The following is a 21,609-nucleotide window of genomic DNA, read 5'->3' on the forward strand; positions in this document are numbered from 1 at the left end:
TTTCTTCCAGTAGTAATGGCATAGGGCGGCGCAGAAGTTGCGTCTCACACTCCGGCCCCCTGTCGGGGCCTCGAGTGCTCGTCACCCGCTACGTGGCCGAGTCACGGCTTCGGTCAATCGCGGTCGGAGTCACGCTCGAGTCCACTCCTCCCGCAGCAGTCCGTACCGGATCGTGTCGACGTACTCGCCGTCAATGAACCGGTCCCGTCGAGTGCGCCCCTCCTCCTCGAACCCGAGCGACTCGAGGAGGCCACGGGAGGCGTCGTTGAACTCGTAGGCCGCCGCGCCGACGGCCGGCGTATCGTACGTGCGGAAGACGTAGTCGATTACCAGGGACACGGCTTCGCTCCCGTATCCATCGCCGTGGACCGCCGGGACGAGCCAGTAGACGATCTCCGGACGCCGCCAGTCGGCGTCTTCGACCGTCACGAGGCCGATACGTCGAACGTCGTCGGCATCTTCGGGACGGTCGGGACCCGTCCGCTCTCCGTCGAGACAGACGAGGAACCGATCCGCGTTGTCGTCGTCGAGCCACGCCTCGAGTTCGTCTCGGTTCAGCAGCGGGGTTCCGAGCGGATACCGAAGGTCGGGATTGGCGTACGCTCGCTGCAGGAACGGTAGGTCATCGTCCTCGACCGTCCGGAGCGTCACGCGAGTACCGCGGGAGATTCGGGCACCTGGCATACAATCGACAACAGAGACGAGTGGAATATGTCTTCCGTCGTGAGAGACTGCGGCGGACGCGTCGTCCCTCGGTATTCGCATCTCGGTACGTCCGGTCGGTCGACGGGGTCAGTTGCGCTCCGTTCCCTCGAGAATCGCTTTACAGCACTGGATCGCCGCCTCGAGGTGGTCGTCCCCCTCCTCGTGGCCGGTCTCGTCGACCTCCGAGAGCAGGTGCTGGATCTTCTCGACGCGTTCGACGACGACGTCGTCCTCGAGGTCGCTCGTCGCGACATCCCGAGAAATGGCTTCGGCCTCGCCGAGCCAGCGGTTCGCCAGCCGGTCGATCGGTAACTCGGCGGTGGCCTCGAGGTGCCGGTGAAGCTGCTGGGTGTGGTCCTCGAGCGAGTCCTCGGAGCCATCGGCTGTGCGGGCCGGATGCGAATCGTCAGTCACGATTGGGACTACGGACTCGAGACCCGTGACGCTTGCTCGAAGAAACCGGCGGAGACGACCCCCGACATTCAAACAGCGAGGATCGAAGGGGCCACGAACCGTTCGCACGGCGCCGGTGCGCGAAGACCAAGGCGAGCATCCCCGAAGCGTCGGGGCTGAACGAGTAGGTGGGAAACGTTGATACGGCACGTGAACGACGACCACGTATGACACACGACTGTTCGTTCCTCGAGGACCTCGACCTCACGGACGACCAGCTATCGTTCGCGGAGGGGCGCCGGGAAACACACGCCGCCGACTGGGGCGCGGAACAGGACGGACGCGGGGTGCTTCCAGATGCCGTCGTCTGGCCGGAGACGACGGAGGACGTCTCGGTGGTCCTCGCCGCCGCGACCGAACACGACGTGCCCGTCACGCCCTACGCGGCGGGGACGGGGCTCGAGGGCAACGCCGTCCCGGCCCACGGCGGGATCAGCATGGATCTGACCCGAATGGACGACGTCGTCGACTACCGGCCGGACGACTTCCAGATCGACGTCGGACCCGGAATCATCGGCTCGGCGGTCGACGAGTACGTCGCCGACGACGGCCTGTTCTTCCCGCCGCTGCCCTCTTCGGGCGACATCTCGACGATCGGCGGAATGATCGCGACCGACGCCAGCGGCATGCAGACCGTCAAGTACGGCGAGGTCGCCGACTGGGTGCTCGGCCTCGAGGCCGTGTTGGCCGACGGAACGGTCGTCCGGACGGGCTCGCGAGCGATCAAGACCTCGAGCGGCTACAACCTGACCGAACTGCTCGTCGGCAGCGAGGGGACGCTGGCGGTCGTCACCGAGGCCACCCTCCGGCTGGCCGGCCGTCCCCAGCAGATCCGCGGCGGGCGAGCGATCTTCAAGACGCTCGACGACGCGACTGCCGCGGTTTTCGACGCCGTCCGGACCGACGTCGACGTCGCCCGGATCGAACTCGTCGACGGGCTGAGCGCCCGGATGGCCAACGAGTATCTCGACTCCGGCCTGCCCGACGCACCGATGGTCTTCCTCGAGTTCCACGCCAATCACGGCGTCGAGGAGGAGATCGACCTCTGCCGGACCATCTTCGAGGACCACGACGTGGCCCGCTTCGAGATGAGCGACGACGACGCCGAGATGGAGTCGCTCTGGCGGGCCCGCCGGGAGTTGGCCTACGCCGTGCAGAGCTACGACCCCGATTCACAGCCGCTACACCCCGGCGACGTGACGGTCCCGATCAGCGCCTATCCGGAGATCGTCCACGAAGCCAAACGGCTCGAGGAGGAGTACGGACTGGCCGTCCCCTGCTTCGGCCACGCGGGAGACGGTAACCTCCACTACAGCGTGCTCGTCGATCCGGACGATCCCGAGCAACTCGAGCGCGGCGAAGCACTGTACAAGGAAATCGTCGAGCAAGCGATGGCGATCGGCGGCACCTCGACGGGCGAGCACGGAATCGGACAGGGAAAGCGCGAGTATCTCGAGGCCGAACACGGCGCGGGTGCGGTCGATGCGATGCGACGGATCAAGCGGGCGCTGGATCCGACGGGGACGCTGAATCCGGGGAAGATCTTCCCGGACGAAGTGGAGTGAGACCAGCGGAAGCGGCATGACAAACCGGACTCGGGGGTTATCCGAACACACGTTCCTCGAACCCCACCTTTTTTACGGCCCTTGGGTCAGTAGCTATCGTGACTCACGGGTTGGATCCGACGGAGGAGTACGACGGGTCGATCACCGTTCGGCTCCTTGACGACGACGCGGAAACGGAGGCGATCGACTGTGCCTCGTACGAGCGAGCGATCGACCTCGTCAGGGAGCGACAGCACTCGGTCACGGTGGCAAAGATCGTGGATCGAGACGGGGCCGTCGTCTTCACCTCCGCGGAGATGGACATCGACGACTGGGAGAGCGTCTGGAGACGGGAAAAGCGCAGCCTCTCCGTCCACGTCGAGGCCTACGACTGTCCCTACGACGACATCTCGTGTTTCGCCGACGATCTCTGCGTGCAGTGTCAGATAGACAACGTGCGGGACCAGTATTGAACGGCGCTCATCTGTTCCGTTCGTCGTTTAGGGCGAGATTGATCGTAGAATGACAAATTTGTTCACCTCGAGTGACATTCCGTACAGTAATGCGTCGTCTCACTCGCCGAACTACCCTCCAGGTACTCTCCGGTGGCGTACTCCTACCAATGAGCGGCTGTCTCGATCGAGTTCGCGAAACGGACGACGAGACGGCGGACTCCGTCCGACTGTGTCAGGCGATGGTTTTCAACGACGACGAGACCGAGACCCACCACGTTCGACTGCGGCTTCGCGAGGGTGAGGACCGACTGTACGACGAGGAAGCAGCCCTCGAGCCCCACGATTGGCTAACCGTCGAAGCGGCCGACGTGGAACCGACCGAGGGCGCGTTCACCTTCGAATTTCAACTGAACGGCGCAGGTTGGCACGAGATGGACATGACGAGCATTCGGTCCGATCCGGTGGCTGCGACCGCGCTCGTCACCGGTGACGATTCGTTCGTGTTCTTGGAATCGAGCAAGGGAAACATCGAGTGCTAACTGGGAGTCGACGGCCGCCGGCCCTGAACCACCTCGAGCGACCCCGCCTCAGTCGTGCACTAACACGTCGAGCACGTCGGGGCCCTCGTTGGCCAGCGCCTCCTCGAGCGCCCCTTCGATTCCGTCCGGCGTCTCGACCTGTTCGGCCCGCGCACCGTGGCTCTCGGCGTTCTTCACGAGGTCGACGGCCGGATCGAAGTCCATGGCGGTGAACTCGTAGTCGGCCTCCTCGCCGCCCATCAGTTTGAGCGTGTTGTCCTTCAGGATGCGGTAGTTGCGGTTGTCCGAGATGACGACCGTGAGGTCGACGTCGTGGCGGGCCGCACTGTAGATGGAGTGGGGGTAGTAGAGGTAGGAGCCGTCGCCGATGAAGCCGATCACGTCCCGCGGGTCGTCGCGCTGGCCTTCGGCGATGGCCGCGCCCACGGACGCGGGGAGCCCGTAGCCGAGTCCGCCGCCCTTGTTCGAGATGTACTGTTCGGGCGCTAAGTTCCAGCGGGTCAGCATGGCGTACTTCGAGGTCACGCCCTCGTCGACGATCGCGGCGTCTCCGGCCACCCGTTCCATCGCGTCGACGAGTTCGGCCTTCGAGGCCCGCGGGTCGTCTTCGGCGTCACCCTCGCCCATGCCGGCCATCTTCGCCTCGACCATCTCCTTGATCGCAGCGACGTTCTCGAGTCGTTCCTCGACGGTCTCTTCCGAGAGTCTGCCCTGCACGCGCTCGATGAGCCCCTGCAGGATCAGCCCGGGATCGCCGATGACGGCCGCGTCGGCGGGCTGGTTCTTGCCGACCTGCCAGTCGTCGTCGCTAATGTGGATACAGGTCGTTTCGGAGTCGACCAGCGCCTCCTCGTGGCGAGTCAGCGTCGTGTTGGTCGAACAGCCGATGAAGGCGACCGTGTCGGTGTCCATCAGCATCGACGCGAGGTCCTCGTTCGGCGGGATGTAGGAGACCCACTGATCGTGGTCGGTCGGGAAGTCCACCTCGGAGGAGAGGATTTCGCCGTGGACGCGAGCCCCGGTCGCCTCCGCGAGTTCGACCGCCGCGGCGACGGCGTCCGCCCCCGAACGCGCGACGTGGTCCCCGACGACCATCACTGGGTTGTCGGCGTCGACGAGCAGGTCGGCGGCGTGCTCGAGTTGAGCCGGATCGCCGCTACCCGCGTTCGGAATCGCCCCGAGGCGTTCGGGTTCGGCGTCGGTCTCGGCGAGCATAACGTCGAGCGGAAGTCCGAGGAAGACGGGCCCGGTCGGCGGCGTCATCGCGACGCGGAACGCGCGCCGGAGCATCGTCGGAAGCGCCTCGACGTCTAACACTTCGTCGGACCACTTACAGAACTGCTCGGCCATCTCGACCAGCCCGCCCGAGAGGATCGGTTCCTCGTGGCGGAAATCCGTGCTGTGGTTTCCGGCGGTGACGACCACCGGCGCGCCGGTGATCTTGGCCGCGTAGAGGTTCCCCAGCCCGTGGGCCAGCCCCGGCGCGACGTGGAGGTTCGCTACGCCGACCGGGTTGATCGACTCGTCGTGGTGGGAATGGTACCGTCGCGTCTGGGCGTAGCCCGAAGCCATTCCCACCGCGATGTCCTCGTGGAGCCCCAGGACGTACTCGAGGTCGCTCCGTCCGACCGCGTCCACGATCGGAAGCTCCGTCGTGCCAGGATTCCCGAAGAGGTAGTCGACGCCGTAGGACTCGAGTGCGTCGGTGAAGAGATCTGCACCGGTGTAGCCGTCTGTCATGATCGTTCGTGGAACGGGACGATACATCAAACTGTGTGTTTCGGCGCTCGAGACGGGTTTCTGGGCTGTCACGTGTCTCTCTGATTCCGGCGAGTTCCATGCCGGGCGGGGTATTATACATCAGTTCGTTGTCGCTCGTGATATGGCTCTCGCGAGAGATGGACCCGGCGTCACAGCGACTGCACAGGCGTTCTGGTCGCAGGTCCATCCGGTGTTCATGCTGCCTCCGCTCGCAGCGTCGCTGTTCGGCGTCGTTCTTGCCGGCGCTCTCGAGCCGACCCTCGCGGCGCTTCACACCCTCGCAATCTTCGCGGCGGTGTACACCGCCCACGTCAAGGACGGCTACGTCGACTTCCACCTTCGCGGTGAGGACGACGATCACCCGCTGACCGAACGCGGCTGTCGCGTCGGTCTCGTCCTCTCGTCGGCGACGTTCGGCGTGTGTTGTCTCCTCCTCTGGCTCTCCGTCGGCTGGATCGCGGTCGCGCTGACGCTGCCGACGTGGGTGATCGCCTACCACCACGCTCCCCAACTGGACATGAACCCCATCACGGCGACGACCGGCTATCCGCTCGGGATCGCGCTCTCGCTGCTCGGCGGGTTTTACGTGCAAGCCGGGACAATCACCGCAGTCCCGCTCGGGTTCGCGGTCGTCTTCCTCGTCTTGCTGTCGGGCATCAAGGTCGTCGACGACGCCCAGGACTACGACTACGACCGATCGATCGAGAAACGAACGGTCGCCGTCACGGTCGGCCCGCAGCGAGCGCACGCCGTCGCGTACGGCCTGATGGTGCTCGCGCTCCTCGTCGTGGTCGGCTTCGCCACCGCTCGCGTGTTTCCACCGACCGCGATCCTCGCGGCGCTCGCGTTCGCCGTCGTCGCCGCCATCGCCTACCGGACCGGGCCGGATCTCGCGACCATGTTGCTCGTCCGCGGATCGTACGTCTTCCTAGCTGTGCTGGTCGTCGCGGTCTGGTTCGAGCCGCTAGCGGCGATCGGTTGACGACACGAACACGTCGGTACTCGAAGCGTCGGAAGCCGTCGCTCGCAACGCCGGTGTACGATCAGGAAGATCAGAACAGGTGCGGTCCCCAGATCAACACCAGCCACGAAACGATACTCACGACGCCGAAGACGGCGAACAGTAGGCCGAACCACGACCGCTCCATGACCGTCGTCAGCCGGTAGCCGCTGTAGGCCGCAACGATCCCCGCGAGCGGAACGAGCAGCGAGACGACCGCCGAGACGATCGCACCCAGCAGATGCGGCATGCTCTCCCGGCCCGCACGCTCGAGATCCTCCATCAGCGTCGGTCGTGGTTCGCTCATCGCGTCGATCCCGTGTAAGCCCTCGAGATCATTAAAGTGTCAGGTCAGTCATCGGCCCGTGGAGATCTACCGCACTCTCGTCGCGCTGTGGGAGTTACACGTCCACTCGAGAGCGAGGGAATCGCATCCATCCTCGAGGTCCACTCCCGAAGAGTCGCGTCGCTTTTGTCGCCGACCGAGAAACTGATCGACAGTGAACCGACAGCGAATCGCCGACCGGTATCGCTTCGCGTGTCCCTTCGTCGTCACCGACGATGGCGGACCGTCCGACCCACGTGAGAGCCCGCTCGAGGTGTAATCGTCGATGCTCGAGCGCATCGACGCCGCCCTGATCGAACCGACGCTCCTTGCGATCTACCTGGTCGCGGCGGGTGCGATGATCCTCTCGCCAGGCCCCGATACGCTCTACGTGCTCACCAGGAGCGTCGGTGACGGTCGCGACGCCGGAATCGCTTCCGCCGTCGGAATCAGCGTTGGCGTGCTCGTCCACACCCTCGCGGCGGTCGTGGGACTATCCGCCGTCTTTCGGGCGTCCGAACTCGCCTTCGCCACCGTCACCGTCGTCGGCGCGGGCTACCTCGTCTACCTGGGCGTTCGCACGATCCGGGACGACGGGCTCCTGGTGGACGACGACGATCCCTCGACGGCGAGCCCGTTTCGGGAGGCCGTGCTTGTCAACGTCTTGAATCCGCAGGTTGCGCTGTTCTTTCTCGCCTTCCTGCCGCAGTTCGTCGATCGGGCCGGCCACGTTCCGACGCAGCTGTCGATCCTCGGTGCGATCTACGCCATCGTGACCATGGGCTACCTCGCGACGGTGGCGGTCGGCTCGAGCGCCGTCCGACAACTGCTGTTCGCGCGACCGCGAGTCGCCGCCGGCGTGCGGTGGCTTTCGGGACTGATCCTGATCGGACTCGGACTTCGCCTGCTGATCGGGAGTGTACTCGGCTGAGGGCGAGTCGAACGGGCGACAACGGGGCAAAAACTGAACGGGAGCGGCGGTTCGATCCGAACGACGTCTACTGGGAGTCGGTAGGCGAACGTCAATCGGCAGCGGGATGCCGCGAGCTGAATCCGACGATCAGTTTTCGACTGCGTCCATGACCGAGGTCGGACAGCCCGCTGGGACGGTGTTTTGCGGATCGTTGCCGGTGCCGACGAAATGTACGGTCCCGCCGTAGTGATCCGTCCAGCCGCCGCGGAACCCGTCGTCCCACTGCGTTCCGGCGACGATCATGGTACTCCCCTCGTCCTCCGCGCCGGGGACGAACGAGTAGTGGTTCCCGTTCATCGCGAACTGGCTGTCTTTGACGAAGACCGGCCCGGATGGCCACGCCCAGACTCCTCGTCCCTGACGGTGTTGTCGGTCGTCGGTAACGGCGGCGACGCAATTATCGACCGTCCCGCGTGCGAGTCGGTAGTGAGCGATCCCGCAGTTTGCCGCATAACAGTTCTTGAAGGTTACCGTTCCGTCGCCGTTGCCACCCGGCGACGAACAGTAGAAGGCGTTGTTCCCCATCTCCTGGACGTTCACCCGATCGATCGTGAGGTGACCGTCGTGTTCGGGATCGAGCCAGATTCCGATTCCGCCCTCCTCCTCGTAGACCGCGCCGTCGCCGATCCACACGTTCTCGATACGAGCGCTCCCGCCGTCGGTGACGGCCCCACCGATGACGGTATTATCGTCCATGTCGACCTGCCCGCGGACGCCGACGTTTCGGATCGTCCAGCCCGATCCGTACGCGACGATCGTCACGCCGGCACCGCACGCCGTGACGTCGAACAGCACGTTCTCGAGCGTCTCGTCGTCGTTTACGTAGACGACCTCGCGCTCGCCTTCGGGGACGCTGACGGTTTCGTAGCCGTCGTCCGTCGCGCTACCTGTACCCGTTCCGCCGAGGATCCCCGCGACAGTCGCGCCGCTGAGGGTGAGATACGATCGCCGGTTCAGAACGCCATCACTTCGGGTTCGTTCGGGAGTCATCTGTTACGGCTCGATAGCCCACGGCGGAGTTTTAAGAAATAATTATTATCCTCACTGCTTGAAAATGTCTTCTACAGTAATGTAATATACTAATTACTGTTGTTGATAGTTCGTCGGTGTCAGGAAGAACGCTAAAACGGCTGGTCGTCTTCGAGTGAACGGTTCCGGCCCGACCAAACCGGTACCGCTTTCGCCCGTCCCGGCCCCCGCGGTCAGCGGTGCTGCAGTGATCCAACGGGATCGAACGCACGCCGCGCGACCGTCAGTTGGTACTCACAATCTTGATCACGTCGCCTTCCTCGAGTTCGTACCCATCGCTCACCTCACGACTCGACTTCGCGTTGACGGCGTGGAGGTAGCCGTCGCCGATGTCGGAGTGGACGGCGTAGGCGAGGTCGACTGGCGTCGAGCCGTCAGGCAGGAGGAAGGCGTCGGGAAGGACGTTGCCGCTGCCGTCGGACCACTTCGCGGCGTCCTCGACCGGGTACGCCGTGAGGTACTCGAGCAACTCGTAGACCGCGTAGTTCAGCGCGGACTGCACGCCGGTGCCGTCCCACTCGCCCATCGTTTGGGCGAGTCCCTCGAGGGCCTCGCGCTGGGCGTCGTTGACGCCGTCGCCGATTTCGAGGCTTTCGTCGCCGGGATCGTAGTCGACGAGGCCGTTCTCCGCGGCGCGGCGGAGTGCGAGTTCCCCCTCCGCGGTGGTGGGGATGACGGGTTTATCCAACTCGAGTAACTTCTCGACGTTCTCCTGGGGCGCGACGTCGATCTTGTTCGCCGCGACGACGATCGGCTTGGTCCGTTCGCGGACCAGTCGAGCGAGTTCCTCGCGATGGTCGTCCTCCCACTGGATGGGGTCGTCGGGATACTCCAGTTCCCGAAGCACCTTCGCGATCTGCGTCGGCGAGGCGCCGAAGCCCGAGAGCATGTCGGCCAGCACGTCGTCGATGTCGAAGTCGGGCGAGCGAGACTTGCGCTCGACGGATTCCCAGTTGTTCTCGACGATACCGGCCAGCCAGAGGTCCATCTCCTCCTCGACGAAATCGATGTCCTCGAGCGGGTCGTGTGCGCCGATATCGACGGGTTCGCCCTTCTCGTTGGTGCCGCCGGAGGCGTCGATGACGTTCACGATCACGTCCGCGTTCGTGAGTTCGTCGAGGAACTGGTTGCCGAGCCCCTTCCCCTCGTGAGCACCCGGTACCAGCCCCGCGACGTCGAGCAGTTCGATCGGAACGTAGCGCTTGCCGTCCTCACAGTTGTCGGCGTTACAGCGCTCCTCGCGCTCGAGGCAGGGACACTCCGTCCGGACGTAGCTGACCCCGCGGTTGGCGTCGATGGTCGTAAAGGGGTAGTTGGCGACGTCGACCTCCGCCATCGTCGCCGCGGTGTAGAACGTGGACTTGCCGGCGTTCGGTTTCCCGGCAAGCGCGATCGAAAGCATGCCTCTCCGTAGCATCGTCCCCTCAAACTGTCTTTCGATTCCCGCCACCGATCGCCGGCGGTGTCGGACCGGCGCTCGAGGAGCCGTCGGGGACGAACGAATCGACGGGTCGAGGATTGGACCGAACTCCCACTACTCGTCGATCACCGACGGTACCCTTTCGACTGAAGGGTTCAGGCTCACCAGTGGCGCGCGTAAACGAGCGACCATCAGTACGACGACTTCATCGGCGAGGTTCAACACCGCGCACAGCTCGACTCCCGAGAGGCCGCGCTGAGCATCTCCCGGGCGACGCTGACGACGCTCTCCGAGCGGATCCAACCCGGTGAGGCAGAGAATCTCGGCGCACAACTCTCCGAAGAGCTCAGTCGGTTCCTCAAGGAAGGTGTCACCGAAGGCGCACTCGACGATATCAGCGCGCAACTCCCCGACGACAAGGGCTACGACAAGCTGTTCGAGATCGCAGAACACGAAGGTAGCCCGGCGTAAGGGCGATTTCGGCGACTACCGAGTACCCGGCTCGAACGCCTCGAGCAGCGCCGACGCGTCGCGAACCCCCTCCTCGAAGAGTGCGTTTTCCGGCGCGCTGACGCGATCGGCATGCGGATCCCAGTCGATGGCGCGAATAGCAGCCAACCGCGGAAGCGTCGCGTGCCGGAGCGATACCGCCGCCGTAGCGGCGCACTGGTCGGTGTGTGCGGCGACGACGCGCGCGAGATCGGCGAGCGACTGGGCTTTGTCGGCGTCGTGGTACAGTCGTGCGAGGACGATTCGCGACCGCTCGTCCCGCAGGACCTCGAGCACGGTCTCCGTCGTCCCCGGAACCGCCGCGACCCGTTCGACGCTCGGTTCGAGTTCGCCCGGGGACGGCGCCAGCGGAACGGTCTCGTCGGGGACGATCGGCTCGGGAGGATCGGCGGATTCGATACTCGCCGCGGTCTCAGTGGGCTCGAGTGGACAGTCCGTGGCCGGTTTCGGGGCGGTCACGGTGGGTGCGCTAACCGGCGTGCTCGCGGCTGACTCCGCGGCCGTCTCCGTTTCGGAGAGCGCCTCCCGCTCGTCGCCGTAGTTTCGCCTCGGGTCGTCCGCGCGCGTGGAATCGTGAGCCGTATCAGGCCCGCTGCCGGACTCGAACGGCGCCGCCGTATCGGACGCACTCTCTCGAGACATCACGCAAACCGCGGCGACGAATCCCGTCGCGCCGCCGACCGCCGCGAGCGTCGTCACGAGTGAGAGCGGTTCGACGATCGTCCCACCCTCGAGGGAGACGTAGAGCACCAGCCAGCCGCCGAGCCCGCAGGCGGCGACGATGCCGATCGAGACCCAGATCGCGACTCGAGAGCGGACGTCCGGCGCGACGTTTCGACTGGCCAGCCAGTAGCCGCCGGTGGCGAGGCCCGTCGGGACGAGAAACGAGACGAACAACTCGAGCGCGACGACCGGTTGTGTAGCCGGCGTGGTAATCGTCTGGACGATCCCGACGGCCGCGAGGGCGAGGCCCATCGCGACGATCGCGGCGCTCGACTCCCCCCACCCCTTCAACTCGGACTGTAAGGGGGTAGCGAAACGCATACAGCTCCGTTCTCCGGACGGTCACATAAAGTATCGTGTCGGCTCAGACTTCGTTTTCGAGGCGGAAACGAACCCCGTTCCGACCATTCGATATCTGATACTGGTTCAATCGACTCGAGAGCGAACAAAACGTCTACAGCACGAGCGCCATCATCACCTCGTCGACGTAGTGTCCGTTCAGCTTGTAGTGGTCCTCGCGGACGGCCTCGGTCTCCCAATCGTGGCCCTCGAGGAACGCGATTGCGTCCTCGTTGCTCGAGGGGACGCTCTGGTAGACGCGTTCGTAGCCGTTCGCGCCGGCCCACTCGAGCCCGCGCGAGAGGAGGTGCGAGCCGATGCCGTGGCCGCGGTACTCCTCCAGAACGCCGACAGTGAGTTCGGCGGTGTGGGAGAGCTTCTCTAGTTCCGGCGCGTGGAGGTGGACCCAGCCGACGACCTCGTCTTCGACCGTCGCGACGAAGAACATCCGAGATTCGATTTCGTTGTGCCGCAACAGGGCGTCCTGATGGTCGATCTCGTCGGCGACGCTCTCGGCTTCGATATACGTCTTCTCCTCGGCGACCTGTCGGATCGCGCCGACGATCCCCGTGAGATCCTCCTGTCTGGCCGGCCGAATGTGAAACTCGAGATCCTCGGAAACGTACTCCTCTTCGGCCCCCGCGTCGATCGTGACTCGGAGTTTGCCGTCCGCTTCCTCGAGTTGCCCGTCGCGTTTGAGGATCGCGACGTGGTGTCGGAACCCGCTGGGATCGATCCCGAGGGTCCCCTGTACGTCGTCGGGATCGACGGCCCCGTGGCGCTCGACGTGCTCGTAGATCCGTTTGCGGTCGTCGTGGCCGAACTCGAGGGGTTTACTGGATGCCATGGTACGAGGTACCATCTCACAATACTTAACCCTTGGCCGGCGTAGTGGGCCGTCGACACCGGCGGCGTCACCGCTCCGCTCTACGGGAGATGGTGCGTGCCAACTGATCTGAGCGCACGACAGTTGCGGAGCGATGCGTCCGCGCTCGTCAGGTCGGACTTAATGAACCAACAGGTGAATCCGGAAAGCCTTTCGCGGCCGGTTCTTCGCACCGAGTACGTGAGATGACGATACGGAACGCTGTCCGTCGCTGAACGGAACTCGACTCGAGCGAGTCGATCGCAGGTGTCGATCTCACGTGTCCCCATGATCGAAACGGAGGTGGCGGTTGCTGGCGGTGCGCTCGTCCTCGCGGTAGCCACCGGACTGGTGGCCCACGAGTGGCTGCACGCACTGACCCTTCGACTCGCTCGAATCGACTACACGGTGACCTACTTTCCGGACCGGACCGACGGGGTCGTCGGTCTGCTGGCGAGTTGTCCGTGGGCGGCCGTCCGACCGCATCCGACCGGTCGCGAACCTACCTGGCAGCTTCGGGCTGCGGCACTCTCCCCGTTCCTCCTGGCCGTGCCCGTCTTCGCACTCGGGATACGTGGCGTGCCGGTCGACTCGCCGGTCGTGACGGCGATCGGAATCGGCTGGCTGGCCTGTTCGATCCCCAGCCCGCAGGACTTCTCGGTCGCCTTCTACGCCCATCGCGCCCTCGAGTCCGAGCCCGCCCGCGAACCGAACACGGCACCAGCTTCCTGCGCCGATTGACGGTCGTCGCTTCGTCGCCGTGTGCTCGCGGGCCGCTCGCTCGAGCTTGCTACCGATCGTCGAACGATTACGTTTCTGCGGACGCGGAGTAGACGTGCACAGCCGTGACGACCGCAAACGTCAGCACGGTGAGGACCGATACGACGAGCCACGGAACCGAGACGAGGCCGCTCGCGGTCACGGCGAGAAGCAGTCCGGAACAGCCGACGGTTCCCGCGTACCGGTAAGGCCACGGGTCGTCCGACTCCGACGACTCGACTCCCGCCAGATAGGGATCGAACTGCGGCGTCAGGTCGGTTGCGGTGATCGTCCCGCGGTCCTTGTCGTAGTCGATGATTCCGCGGGTGTCGAGTTTCGGGAGGTGGGATTGGTACAACGAGATGTAGACGCGCTGGCGCTGGTCGGAGTGGAGGTTCTCGACCGTCGTTTCGTGCTCCCAGGCAGCGACCTGTTCAGCGAGGTCGCTCAACAGAACCGGATCGTCGTTGGTCCGGAGATAGCGGAGCACGTCACGCCGCCGGCGCGTCTGCAGGATGTGATAGATGTCGTCGGGGTCCAGCGACGAATCGTCGTCCGCCGTGGACGCTCGAGACGGTCCTTCGCCGACGGATCGTGGTGAAGACGCAGATGGCGCCATTGTCGATACGCTAGCACCACAGAGCGTAGATAAGTATCTTCCCCGTCTCGAGAGGCAGCTCTCTCGGTCTCGAACGTGCGGTGAAAAGGTGTGGGCCGAATGGTATGCAGTGGAGCGGCCCGTGGGATCTGAGACCGGCAGCCACACAGCCACGAGTGGCCGCCGTGATTGAGCACGAGTGAACCACCGGCGCTTTAGGGCACTCGGTGATGTCGCGGAGTCGGCGTCTCGCCGACAGGAATTGTTTGTTTCCGTCCAATAATAAACCTGTCCGTTGCGGTAGATACGACTATACGGGTCGATTATGCGGAAGTTCGGCCAATTTCAGCAGAGAACGCTTCTCGAAGCACTATAATTCTCTCTGTGGAAGTTGTAAGTTACTCGTTTGTGAGACTCGCCGTCGGTAGCAGCGTCTCCTCGGGACGTTTCGTCACGGGTGGTGAGGTACCGATGGTCGCCGATCCGAACGATATCGTCGATCGGAAACACGGCGTCGAACCGATCCGTCGAACGGATCAAACCGATCCGCGACTCGCGCTCAGGGATCGATCGCCGTCGGCTGCATTCCGTCCGTCAGTTCGGCGCTGACGAGCGTCGAGTGACAGCGCCGCAGTCGCTCCGAGAGCGCCTGATGAGAAACGTCGAGTTCGGCGGCGAGTTCCTTGAGCGTGATCTGGCGGGGAATGTCGAAATAGCCGAGTTCGTGGGCCTTACAGATCGTCTCGTACTGGGTCTGTGTCAGCGGCGTCTGGGCGCTCTCGAAGTCGTCCATGCCGGTCAGACGCGTCACGTCGACGCTGTAATCGTACTGTTCGAACAGCGCGTAACACTCCGAGAGCGACGCTCGATCGTGAAAGAGCAGTTTCACCGACCACGTTCCGTTCTGGCCGCAGGCCGCCAGAATAGCGCCGCCGTTCTCCGCGACGATCTGTTCGAACAGTTTGACGCTGTCTCCGAACTCGAGTCGGAACAACCAGCGCTCACTGTCGTCGGATTCGTTCCCGGCTCGGAGGCTCCGTTCACCACCTGTCAAACTCGCGATCACGTCGACCGACGGGTCGGCCTCGAGCGCGTCGTGGACGGTCCCTCGATCCGGACCGATAACCCAGACTAGCGGCGGCGAATCTCCGATCATCCCACCAATCTGGCACTCGAACGTCGGCACCCGATCGAACGTCCGGGCGATCCCGAATCGATCGGCCGGTATCTCGAGTTCGACGACTGTCGTCATGCTCGAAACCCACCACAGAGACGTATAGACGCGTTGGGTTTCCGGTAGCCTTTCCCGCCACCCAATTGCCGTGACTCTCGTTGTTCGCGGAGTGTTTTGGGCGGTGAATAGTTCACCGATACTAGCCGACTGTGTCGATTTTGTGGTTGCTCTCACGCGTTGCAGCCACCAGAAAAGTTATAGTACGACTGTATGAAATATTCATTCAACCGAGTGTGGAAACTTGGTTACAGGGAATGCAGGTCGGCGGTATCACGTTTTCTCGTCTCCGTGACCCAGCAGCCACGCGACTCGCCGTGGGCACCCGTCCCGCGAGCGTGGACGACCCGCTCCGGGATCGACTCGTGGTCGAACTGCGTCATCTTCTCCCGGAAGTGGAAGTCCTCCATGATCGTCGGCCCGCGCTCGCCGGCTTTCAGGGAGTTGTCCGTATCGCTGATCTTCACGCCGTGATCGGAGGTGAGGTCCTTTCCCGCGGGATTCTCGCGGACCTCATCCAGTTGCTCCTGTTTGCTGTTCTCGTCCATCTCCCCGTCGTGGTCGTCGCTGGTTCCGGCCCGGCTCGAGGACGATTCGGAGGCCTCTCCGGAGCCGTCGGCTCGAGGTGCTCCTCGGTCAGTATCCACGTCGTCGTCAGCCGATTCTTCGGATCGATTCTCCGTTCGGTCGTGCTCGATGGGTTCGTCCGTAGTTATCGGTAGGTCGACGGTCAGGCGTCTCGGCAGAGAGACGTGCGAGAGCGCAGGGTGGCTGACGACCGTCGTGGTCCGATTTCGACAAACTACAACGTGATGCTCGTCCAGTCATGTGCTTGCAGCCGTGGACCGAGCCGAAACGCGGGACGACGCTCCGTCGTCGACGCCATCGCGTCAAACGTCGAATACGCCGAGGCATCGATCGGAGACCCCACGAAGAGTGACGGCGTACCGGTCTCGTTCGACCTATCGATCGGTGCCGTCGGCCGCCGGTAACGTGATCGTAAACGTCGAGCCTTCGCCGGGTTCGGAGTCGACCAGAATCTCGCCGCCGTGGCGTTCGACGATCCGCTGACAGAGCGCGAGCCCGATCCCCGTTCCCGGATGCTCCTCGCGACTGTGCAGCCGCTGGAACACCTCGAAGATCCGCCCGGTCTCGTCCGGATCGATGCCGATACCCTCGTCCGTGATGTCGATCCGCCACCGCGGCCCCGCGCGTTCGGCGTCGATGCCGATCGCGGGCGGTTCGTCGCCGCTGTACTCGAGCGCGTTCGAGAGCAGGTTCTGGAACACCTGTCGGAGCTGGTCGCCGTCACCCCGGACCCGCGGCAGTTCGTCGACCGTGATCTCGGCGTCGGTCTCCTCGATCTGCAGGCGCAGATTCCCGAGCACGTCGTCGACCACGTCCTCGAGATCGATCGGCTCGAGCGGCTCTCCCTTCGTCTCGACGCGTGAGTACTCGAGCAGCCCCTCGATCATGTCGCGCATCCGTTCGGCGCCGTCGACGGCGTAGGTGAGGAACTCCTCGCCGTCGGCGTCGAGTTCGTCGGCGTACCGGCTCTCGATCAGTTGCAGGTAGCTCGAGACCATTCGTAGCGGCTCCTGCAGGTCGTGGCTGGCGGCGTAGGCGAACTGCTCGAGTCGTTCGTTCGACGCCTCGAGTCGCCGCTGGTACTCCTTGCGTTCGGAGATGTCGGCGAACGTGATCACGGCCCCGGCGATTTCGCCGTCGTCGTACAGCGGCGTGCCGCTGACAGAGACCCAGATTCGCTGGCCGTCGGCCCGGCGGACTCCCATCTCGAAGTCGTTGATCGTCTCCCCCTCGCGAAAGACGCGGTAGGGAGGAATCTCCGGCGTCGAGAGGGACTCACCGTCCGGTTCGACGGGGTCTACCCTCTCGAGGTCGGCGACGACGTCCTCGAACTCGCCCTCGGGATAGCCCAGTATCTCCCGCGCGCGGCGATTGACGCGGTCGAAGTCGCCGTCCGCGTCGAGCGTGACGATCCCGACGGGACTCGTGTCGACGATCCGTTCGACGAGGTTTCGTTCCTCTCGGAGCGCCCGTTCGCGCTGGTTGCGCTCGGTGACGTCCTGGGCCATCGTCATCCCGGCGAAGACGTCCCCGCGCTCGTCGGTAATCGGAACGGCTCGAACGACCCACTCTCGGTCGGCGTACACGAGCTCGATCGACCGCTCCTCGCCCGCCTCGAGGACGGCCTCGAAGATCGGTTCGAGCGCGTCGGCGGCCCCCTCGGTCCACGCGTCGCGGAAGTGGCTTCCCTCGAGGTCTGCCGGGTCGACGGGAATCCGATCGAACCCCTTCCCCGCCGCCAGCGTGTACCGGCGGTCGTGATCGAACAGGGTGACGATCCCGTTGGGGAAGTACTCGACGAGGGTGCGGTAGCGTCGTTCCGACTCCGTGAGCTTTCGCTCTCGCTCCTTGCGGTCGGAGATGTCCCGGAAGTAGACCGAGAGCCCGGTTTCGGAGGGGTAGGCGTGGATCTCGAACCAGGTCTCGAGCGGCTCGGGGTAGTAGAGTTCGAACGAGGTCGGCTCCTGGGTCTCCATCGCCCGTTCGTACTCGTCTCTGAGTTTCGAGTTCGCCGCCCACTCGAACACCTCCCAGAGATTTCGCCCGTGCAAGCCGCGGTCCTCGACGTCGATCAACTCCTCCGCTCGGTCGTTGACGTACGTGAACGTCCAGTCGTCGTCGAGGGCGTAGAAGGCGTCGGTGATTCGGCTGAGGATCGCCTCGAGTTCGCTCTCGAGTTCGCGTTCGCGCTCCTTGAGCGCCGTCACGTCCTCCGCGGTGGCGACGACGCGATCGACGGTCCCGTCATCGGCGAGAATCGGAACGGCGTTCGTCACGAACCACCGTCGGTCGTCCGCACCCGGCGTCTCGAGCTGGAGCACGCGATCGAACACCGGTTCGCCGGTCCGAAGCGCCCGTGTGAAAGGATGTCTCCCCTGTGAAACCGGCTCGCCGCTCGCATCGTGGATCGTCCCGCCCGCCTGCGTGTACGTCTCGATCCCCGACTCCGGGAGGCCGAGGATCTCCAGATAGCGCTCGTTGGCCCGAGAAATCGTCCCGTCCCCGTCGAAGACCACGATCCCGACGGGGCTGGTCTCGAGGACGCGATCGATGAGGTCGCGTTCGCGCTGGAGCTGTTGTTCCCGTTCGCGCTGGTCGGTCATGTCGCGGGTGACCTTCACGTAGCCGCGGTGCGTGCCGGTATCGTCGACGATCGACGTGATCGTCACGTTCGCCCAGAACCGGTTGCCGTCCTTTCGCACGCGCCAGCCTTCCGTTTCGATCGAGCCTGCGTTTCGCGCTCGCTCGAGGGTTTCTGCGGGAACGTTCGCCCTGCAGTCGTCATCAGTGTAAAAAGTGGAGACGTGTGAACCGAGTATCTCCCCGCGTTCGTACCCCTTGATCTGTCGCGCCCCTTCGTTCCAGCTGGCGACGCAGCCGTCCGAATCGAGTCGGAAGATGGCGTACTCCTCGACCGCGTCGACCAGCGAGTGAAACCGTTTCTCGCTCTCCTTGAGCGCTCCCTCGGAGCGTTTCCGGTCGGTAATGTCGTAGTAGAGTTCGACACGGCCGCCCGCGTACCGCCCCGATTGAATCGGTTTGCTCCGGTGCTCGAGCCAGCGTTCCTCGCGGCCGGTCTCGGAATCTGCGGTGACCCGACACTCGAAGCGTTCGACGTAGCTGTTGTCGTCGTACGTCGCCAGCACGTTCCGTGCGAACGAGTCGGGGTCGGCGAACCTCTCGGCGACCGACTCCTCGATCACCGTTCGCTTATCTCGCCCGATGATCGACTCGCGGTCGAGTCCGAGATACTCCTCGATGGATTCGTCGATCCATCGCACGTTGAACGACTCGTCGAGGATGAAGACGCCGATGTCGGCCTCGTCGACGACGCTCGTGATCGAATCGTAGGACGCTCGCGTCGACTCGAGCGTCTCCCGCTGTTGTTTTTTGTCGGAAATGTCGCGTGCGACGCCGGTGGTACCGGCGAACTCACCGTCGTCCAGCAGGACGTTAATCCGCAACTCACAGGGGATTCGGGAACCGTCAGCGGTGTGGATGGAGAGTTCAATCGGTGACAGCTCATCGTCGCCCTCGAGCTGAGTGCGAATCCCGCGGTTGATGCGTTCGATATCCGTCTCGTCGACGACGAGCGAGACGTGCTCGCCGATGAGTTCGTCGCGGGAATAGCCCGTCGTTTCGACGATGTTCTCGTTGACCGCGATGAAGTGTCCGTCCGCATCGAGTTGATACACGCTGTCGTCGATCGTATCGACGAGCGTCCGGTAGCGCTGCAGCGCCACGTCGTCGTCGACGTCTCCCCAGAACGTCAGTCCCGTGGCATCCGCTCGATTGCTCATACGTGCTGTCGTCGCTCTAGAGTCGGATAAAGTCCCCGACGGGTCGAACCGGTCCGGAACGCCTGTAGCGGATCTGATCCGGAGAGACCGCAATCTACCGACTCGAGTCGCGAGCAGTCCGCGTTCTCGGTCCCGCCACGACCAGCAGGGGTGGCGTCAGATCGACTGCTGGTAGCCACACGTCGGACACGTCATCATCCCGTTGGCGACCAAGAGATAGCTCCGCTCGCAGTGACCACAGGGGCTGCCGATCGAAACGCCCGCCTGTCTGGCCACTGCACGGAGCGTATTCTCCAGCAACGGAAGCCGCGTTTCGATCCGCTCGAGGCGTGCGGTTACGTCCCGTCGCTCGGACGCCGTCCGCCCGAGACGTGGCGTCGCGTCGGCGGGGGCGGTTCGTCCACGCCGGTAGTCGCGTCCACGGTCGTTGGTCCGTACGGGTATTCGAGGCGTCATCGAACAGAGTAGACCGCGGAAAAACATATATGTGTCTCGTGGTCGAGTGAAGCGCTAGCACCGTCGAAACGTCGCCCCGTCTCGGACGTACACCGGACTCGAGCCGGGAGTCGGTGCGGATACGGTCAGGCGCCGCTCGCCCTCGCCTGCGTCAGCTGCCAGCTCCCGTAGATGCTCCCGCCGGCCAGAATCGCCACGAGCGCGCCGGCGATCACGTTACTCCAGAGGAGCCGGTCTGCGGTTACCTCGAGGACGAACGGGGCGGCGAGCACCCACAGCCCGAGGAGCGCGGCGAGGGCCGGTGCGGCGACGCTCGGCAGCGGTCCGCCGTCCGGCCAGCCGGCGGTATATGCCGCGAACGCGGCGATCGCTGCGCCGGCGAGAACGTTGTTGATAATGATCGGGCCGGAGCCCGTCAGGAAGACCCCCGACCAGAGGATCCAGGCTCCGAGCGCGGCGGCGAACGCGGCCGTCCGCACCGGGATCGGTGATCGATCGGTCGTCGTGCGTGTCTCACTCATACCGTCCGTACGCATCCTGCGATGCTAAATGTGGACCAAGCATTGTGCCGCTGACAGCTGTGTCGGTGGTCGGATTTCGCCACCGTTCCCAACGGCTTCGGTCTCGATATGGGGTCCGTCAAACAGTGACCCATCCTCGAGTGGTTTGGTATCTCATCTGTTTCGTCGACGAGGGGTGTCGGAATCGGACCCTCGCAGTTTTATTCTCTCAGACGAATTAGTGGCTATGACTCCGGGGGATATGCGGATGGACGGGGTGGTCGACATTCTGTTAGTCGAGCCGAATCCAGGCGACACACGACTCTTCACTGAGAACTTCAGGGACGCGAAGCTGCTCAACACGATCCACTCCGTTTCCGACGGCGAATCCGCGCTCGCGTTCGTCCGCCAGCGCGGCGAGTACGCGGACGCCCCGCGGCCGGACATCATCCTGCTCGAGCCACAACTCCCCGGAACCAGTGGGATGGACGTGCTGGCGGAACTAAACGGCGACTCGGTGCTTCGTGAGATCCCCGTCGTCATCCTCACGAGTTCGAAAGCCGGCGAGGATATCGTCAAAGACCACGATCTCGAGGCCGACTGCTACATCCGAAAACCGGTCGCTCCTGAGGAGTTCGTTGATTTCGTACAGTCGCTCGAGGAGTTCTGGTTCGCGATCGTTCGGAATCCGGTCGACAGCGACTGACGACGCCTCTTGTCGCTCCCCCGGACCGATCGAGTCTCGTGTCGCTCCCGACCTGCCCGACACCGTTTTCGGCGTTCGACCCCTATAAATGCGTATGACGACCACCGCATCCACAACCGACCGTCCGCCCTCCAGCAAGACCGTTCTCTACTGTTTCGACTGCGGGCACGAGAGTTCGTCCGACGGTGACTGGAACGTCCAGTCGACGACCGACGGCGACAGATACGACTGCCCCGAGTGTGGGACGACGATCACCGTTCGGCCGACGGAGTCGGCTCGAGGCCCCGACCAACAGACTCCGTCCTGTTACTGCACCTGAGGACGGGCCGT

22 protein-coding genes and 1 pseudogene are annotated in these 21,609 nt (G+C 64.2%); 9 read left to right on the plus strand and 14 right to left on the minus strand.

What is annotated here, in order from left to right; translation table 11 throughout:
• Positions 1–129: 129 nt before the first annotated feature.
• Both ACSFDB_RS11905 and ACSFDB_RS11910 read right to left on the minus strand, forming a co-directional pair.
• Positions 130–684, minus strand: coding sequence for a GNAT family N-acetyltransferase (locus ACSFDB_RS11905; RefSeq protein ID WP_440771209.1), 555 nt, complete (start codon positions 682–684; stop codon positions 130–132).
• A 108-nt stretch (positions 685–792) separates the two neighbouring features.
• Positions 793–1,119 (minus strand): DUF8152 family protein, encoded by a 327-nt coding sequence (locus ACSFDB_RS11910; protein ID WP_440771210.1) that lies wholly within the window; start codon positions 1,117–1,119, stop codon positions 793–795.
• A gap of 206 nt (positions 1,120–1,325) precedes the next feature.
• Here ACSFDB_RS11910 and ACSFDB_RS11915 point away from each other — a divergent pair, with 206 nt between their 5' ends.
• From ACSFDB_RS11915 to ACSFDB_RS11925, 3 genes are all read left to right on the plus strand, one after another.
• Complete coding sequence (locus ACSFDB_RS11915; protein ID WP_440771211.1) at positions 1,326–2,723, plus strand: FAD-binding oxidoreductase; 1,398 nt, start codon at positions 1,326–1,328, stop codon at positions 2,721–2,723.
• Between the two features lie 98 nt (positions 2,724–2,821).
• Complete coding sequence (locus ACSFDB_RS11920; protein WP_440771212.1) at positions 2,822–3,175, plus strand: hypothetical protein; 354 nt, start codon at positions 2,822–2,824, stop codon at positions 3,173–3,175.
• Between the two features lie 149 nt (positions 3,176–3,324).
• Complete coding sequence (locus tag ACSFDB_RS11925; protein ID WP_440771213.1) at positions 3,325–3,696, plus strand: hypothetical protein; 372 nt, start codon at positions 3,325–3,327, stop codon at positions 3,694–3,696.
• A gap of 48 nt (positions 3,697–3,744) precedes the next feature.
• Here the strand turns inward: ACSFDB_RS11925 and ACSFDB_RS11930 are convergent, their stop codons facing one another.
• On the minus strand, positions 3,745–5,436 hold the full coding sequence (locus ACSFDB_RS11930) for a thiamine pyrophosphate-binding protein (protein WP_440771214.1): 1,692 nt from the start codon (positions 5,434–5,436) through the stop codon (positions 3,745–3,747).
• A gap of 142 nt (positions 5,437–5,578) precedes the next feature.
• Between ACSFDB_RS11930 and ACSFDB_RS11935 the strand changes: the two genes are divergently transcribed.
• Positions 5,579–6,439: a UbiA family prenyltransferase gene (locus ACSFDB_RS11935; RefSeq protein ID WP_440771215.1), complete on the plus strand. Its 861-nt coding sequence runs from the start codon at positions 5,579–5,581 to the stop codon at positions 6,437–6,439.
• A 70-nt stretch (positions 6,440–6,509) separates the two neighbouring features.
• Here ACSFDB_RS11935 and ACSFDB_RS11940 read toward each other — a convergent pair whose 3' ends face one another.
• Complete coding sequence (locus ACSFDB_RS11940) at positions 6,510–6,764, minus strand: hypothetical protein (protein WP_440771216.1); 255 nt, start codon at positions 6,762–6,764, stop codon at positions 6,510–6,512.
• A gap of 304 nt (positions 6,765–7,068) precedes the next feature.
• On the opposite strand from ACSFDB_RS11940, the gene ACSFDB_RS11945 reads away from it, so the two are divergent.
• On the plus strand, positions 7,069–7,713 hold the full coding sequence (locus tag ACSFDB_RS11945) for a LysE family translocator (protein ID WP_440771217.1): 645 nt from the start codon (positions 7,069–7,071) through the stop codon (positions 7,711–7,713).
• Positions 7,714–7,842: 129 nt separating this feature from the next.
• On the opposite strand, the gene ACSFDB_RS11950 is transcribed toward ACSFDB_RS11945, so the two are convergent.
• Both ACSFDB_RS11950 and ACSFDB_RS11955 read right to left on the minus strand, forming a co-directional pair.
• Positions 7,843–8,745, minus strand: coding sequence for a hypothetical protein (locus tag ACSFDB_RS11950; protein WP_440771218.1), 903 nt, complete (start codon positions 8,743–8,745; stop codon positions 7,843–7,845).
• A 262-nt stretch (positions 8,746–9,007) separates the two neighbouring features.
• A complete protein-coding gene (locus ACSFDB_RS11955) occupies positions 9,008–10,186 on the minus strand; it encodes a redox-regulated ATPase YchF (RefSeq protein ID WP_440771219.1) in 1,179 nt (392 codons plus the stop codon).
• Between the two features lie 273 nt (positions 10,187–10,459).
• Here ACSFDB_RS11955 and ACSFDB_RS11960 point away from each other — a divergent pair, with 273 nt between their 5' ends.
• A complete protein-coding gene (locus ACSFDB_RS11960; RefSeq protein ID WP_440771846.1) occupies positions 10,460–10,675 on the plus strand; it encodes a DUF2267 domain-containing protein in 216 nt (71 codons plus the stop codon).
• 15 nt (positions 10,676–10,690) lie between these two features.
• Here the strand turns inward: ACSFDB_RS11960 and ACSFDB_RS11965 are convergent, their stop codons facing one another.
• Positions 10,691–11,758: a DUF7344 domain-containing protein gene (locus tag ACSFDB_RS11965; RefSeq protein ID WP_440771220.1), complete on the minus strand. Its 1,068-nt coding sequence runs from the start codon at positions 11,756–11,758 to the stop codon at positions 10,691–10,693.
• 133 nt (positions 11,759–11,891) lie between these two features.
• Positions 11,892–12,623, minus strand: coding sequence for a GNAT family N-acetyltransferase (locus ACSFDB_RS11970; RefSeq protein WP_440771221.1), 732 nt, complete (start codon positions 12,621–12,623; stop codon positions 11,892–11,894).
• Positions 12,624–12,929: 306 nt separating this feature from the next.
• Here ACSFDB_RS11970 and ACSFDB_RS11975 point away from each other — a divergent pair, with 306 nt between their 5' ends.
• A complete protein-coding gene (locus ACSFDB_RS11975; RefSeq protein WP_440771222.1) occupies positions 12,930–13,382 on the plus strand; it encodes a hypothetical protein in 453 nt (150 codons plus the stop codon).
• 67 nt (positions 13,383–13,449) lie between these two features.
• On the opposite strand, the gene ACSFDB_RS11980 is transcribed toward ACSFDB_RS11975, so the two are convergent.
• The 6 genes and pseudogenes from ACSFDB_RS11980 to ACSFDB_RS12005 all read right to left on the minus strand — a co-directional run bounded on the left by ACSFDB_RS11980 (position 13,450) and on the right by ACSFDB_RS12005 (position 20,594).
• Positions 13,450–14,019 carry a DUF7344 domain-containing protein gene (locus tag ACSFDB_RS11980; protein WP_440771223.1) on the minus strand — a complete coding sequence of 190 codons (570 nt, stop codon included), beginning with the start codon at positions 14,017–14,019 and terminating at the stop codon, positions 13,450–13,452.
• Positions 14,020–14,557: 538 nt separating this feature from the next.
• The gene (locus ACSFDB_RS11985; RefSeq protein ID WP_440771224.1) at positions 14,558–15,250 is read right to left on the minus strand and encodes a helix-turn-helix domain-containing protein; all 693 of its coding nucleotides are present in this window, start codon (positions 15,248–15,250) and stop codon (positions 14,558–14,560) included.
• Positions 15,251–15,543: 293 nt separating this feature from the next.
• A pseudogene (locus tag ACSFDB_RS11990) lies at positions 15,544–15,876 on the minus strand (catalase); the annotation flags it as partial.
• 315 nt (positions 15,877–16,191) lie between these two features.
• Entirely contained in the window at positions 16,192–19,617 is a 3,426-nt protein-coding gene (locus ACSFDB_RS11995) for a PAS domain-containing sensor histidine kinase (RefSeq protein WP_440771225.1), read from the minus strand.
• 156 nt (positions 19,618–19,773) lie between these two features.
• Positions 19,774–20,073: a hypothetical protein gene (locus tag ACSFDB_RS12000; RefSeq protein ID WP_440771226.1), complete on the minus strand. Its 300-nt coding sequence runs from the start codon at positions 20,071–20,073 to the stop codon at positions 19,774–19,776.
• A gap of 125 nt (positions 20,074–20,198) precedes the next feature.
• Positions 20,199–20,594 carry an SPW repeat domain-containing protein gene (locus tag ACSFDB_RS12005; RefSeq protein ID WP_440771227.1) on the minus strand — a complete coding sequence of 132 codons (396 nt, stop codon included), beginning with the start codon at positions 20,592–20,594 and terminating at the stop codon, positions 20,199–20,201.
• 226 nt (positions 20,595–20,820) lie between these two features.
• Between ACSFDB_RS12005 and ACSFDB_RS12010 the strand changes: the two genes are divergently transcribed.
• Both ACSFDB_RS12010 and ACSFDB_RS12015 read left to right on the plus strand, forming a co-directional pair.
• On the plus strand, positions 20,821–21,279 hold the full coding sequence (locus ACSFDB_RS12010; protein WP_440771228.1) for a response regulator: 459 nt from the start codon (positions 20,821–20,823) through the stop codon (positions 21,277–21,279).
• Between the two features lie 94 nt (positions 21,280–21,373).
• Positions 21,374–21,598 carry a DUF8106 domain-containing protein gene (locus tag ACSFDB_RS12015; RefSeq protein WP_440771229.1) on the plus strand — a complete coding sequence of 75 codons (225 nt, stop codon included), beginning with the start codon at positions 21,374–21,376 and terminating at the stop codon, positions 21,596–21,598.
• The last annotated feature ends 11 nt before the right edge of the window (positions 21,599–21,609 follow it).

Origin of the sequence: Natronorubrum amylolyticum (genome assembly GCF_052040145.1) — an archaeon.
GTDB lineage: Archaea > Halobacteriota > Halobacteria > Halobacteriales > Natrialbaceae > Natronorubrum.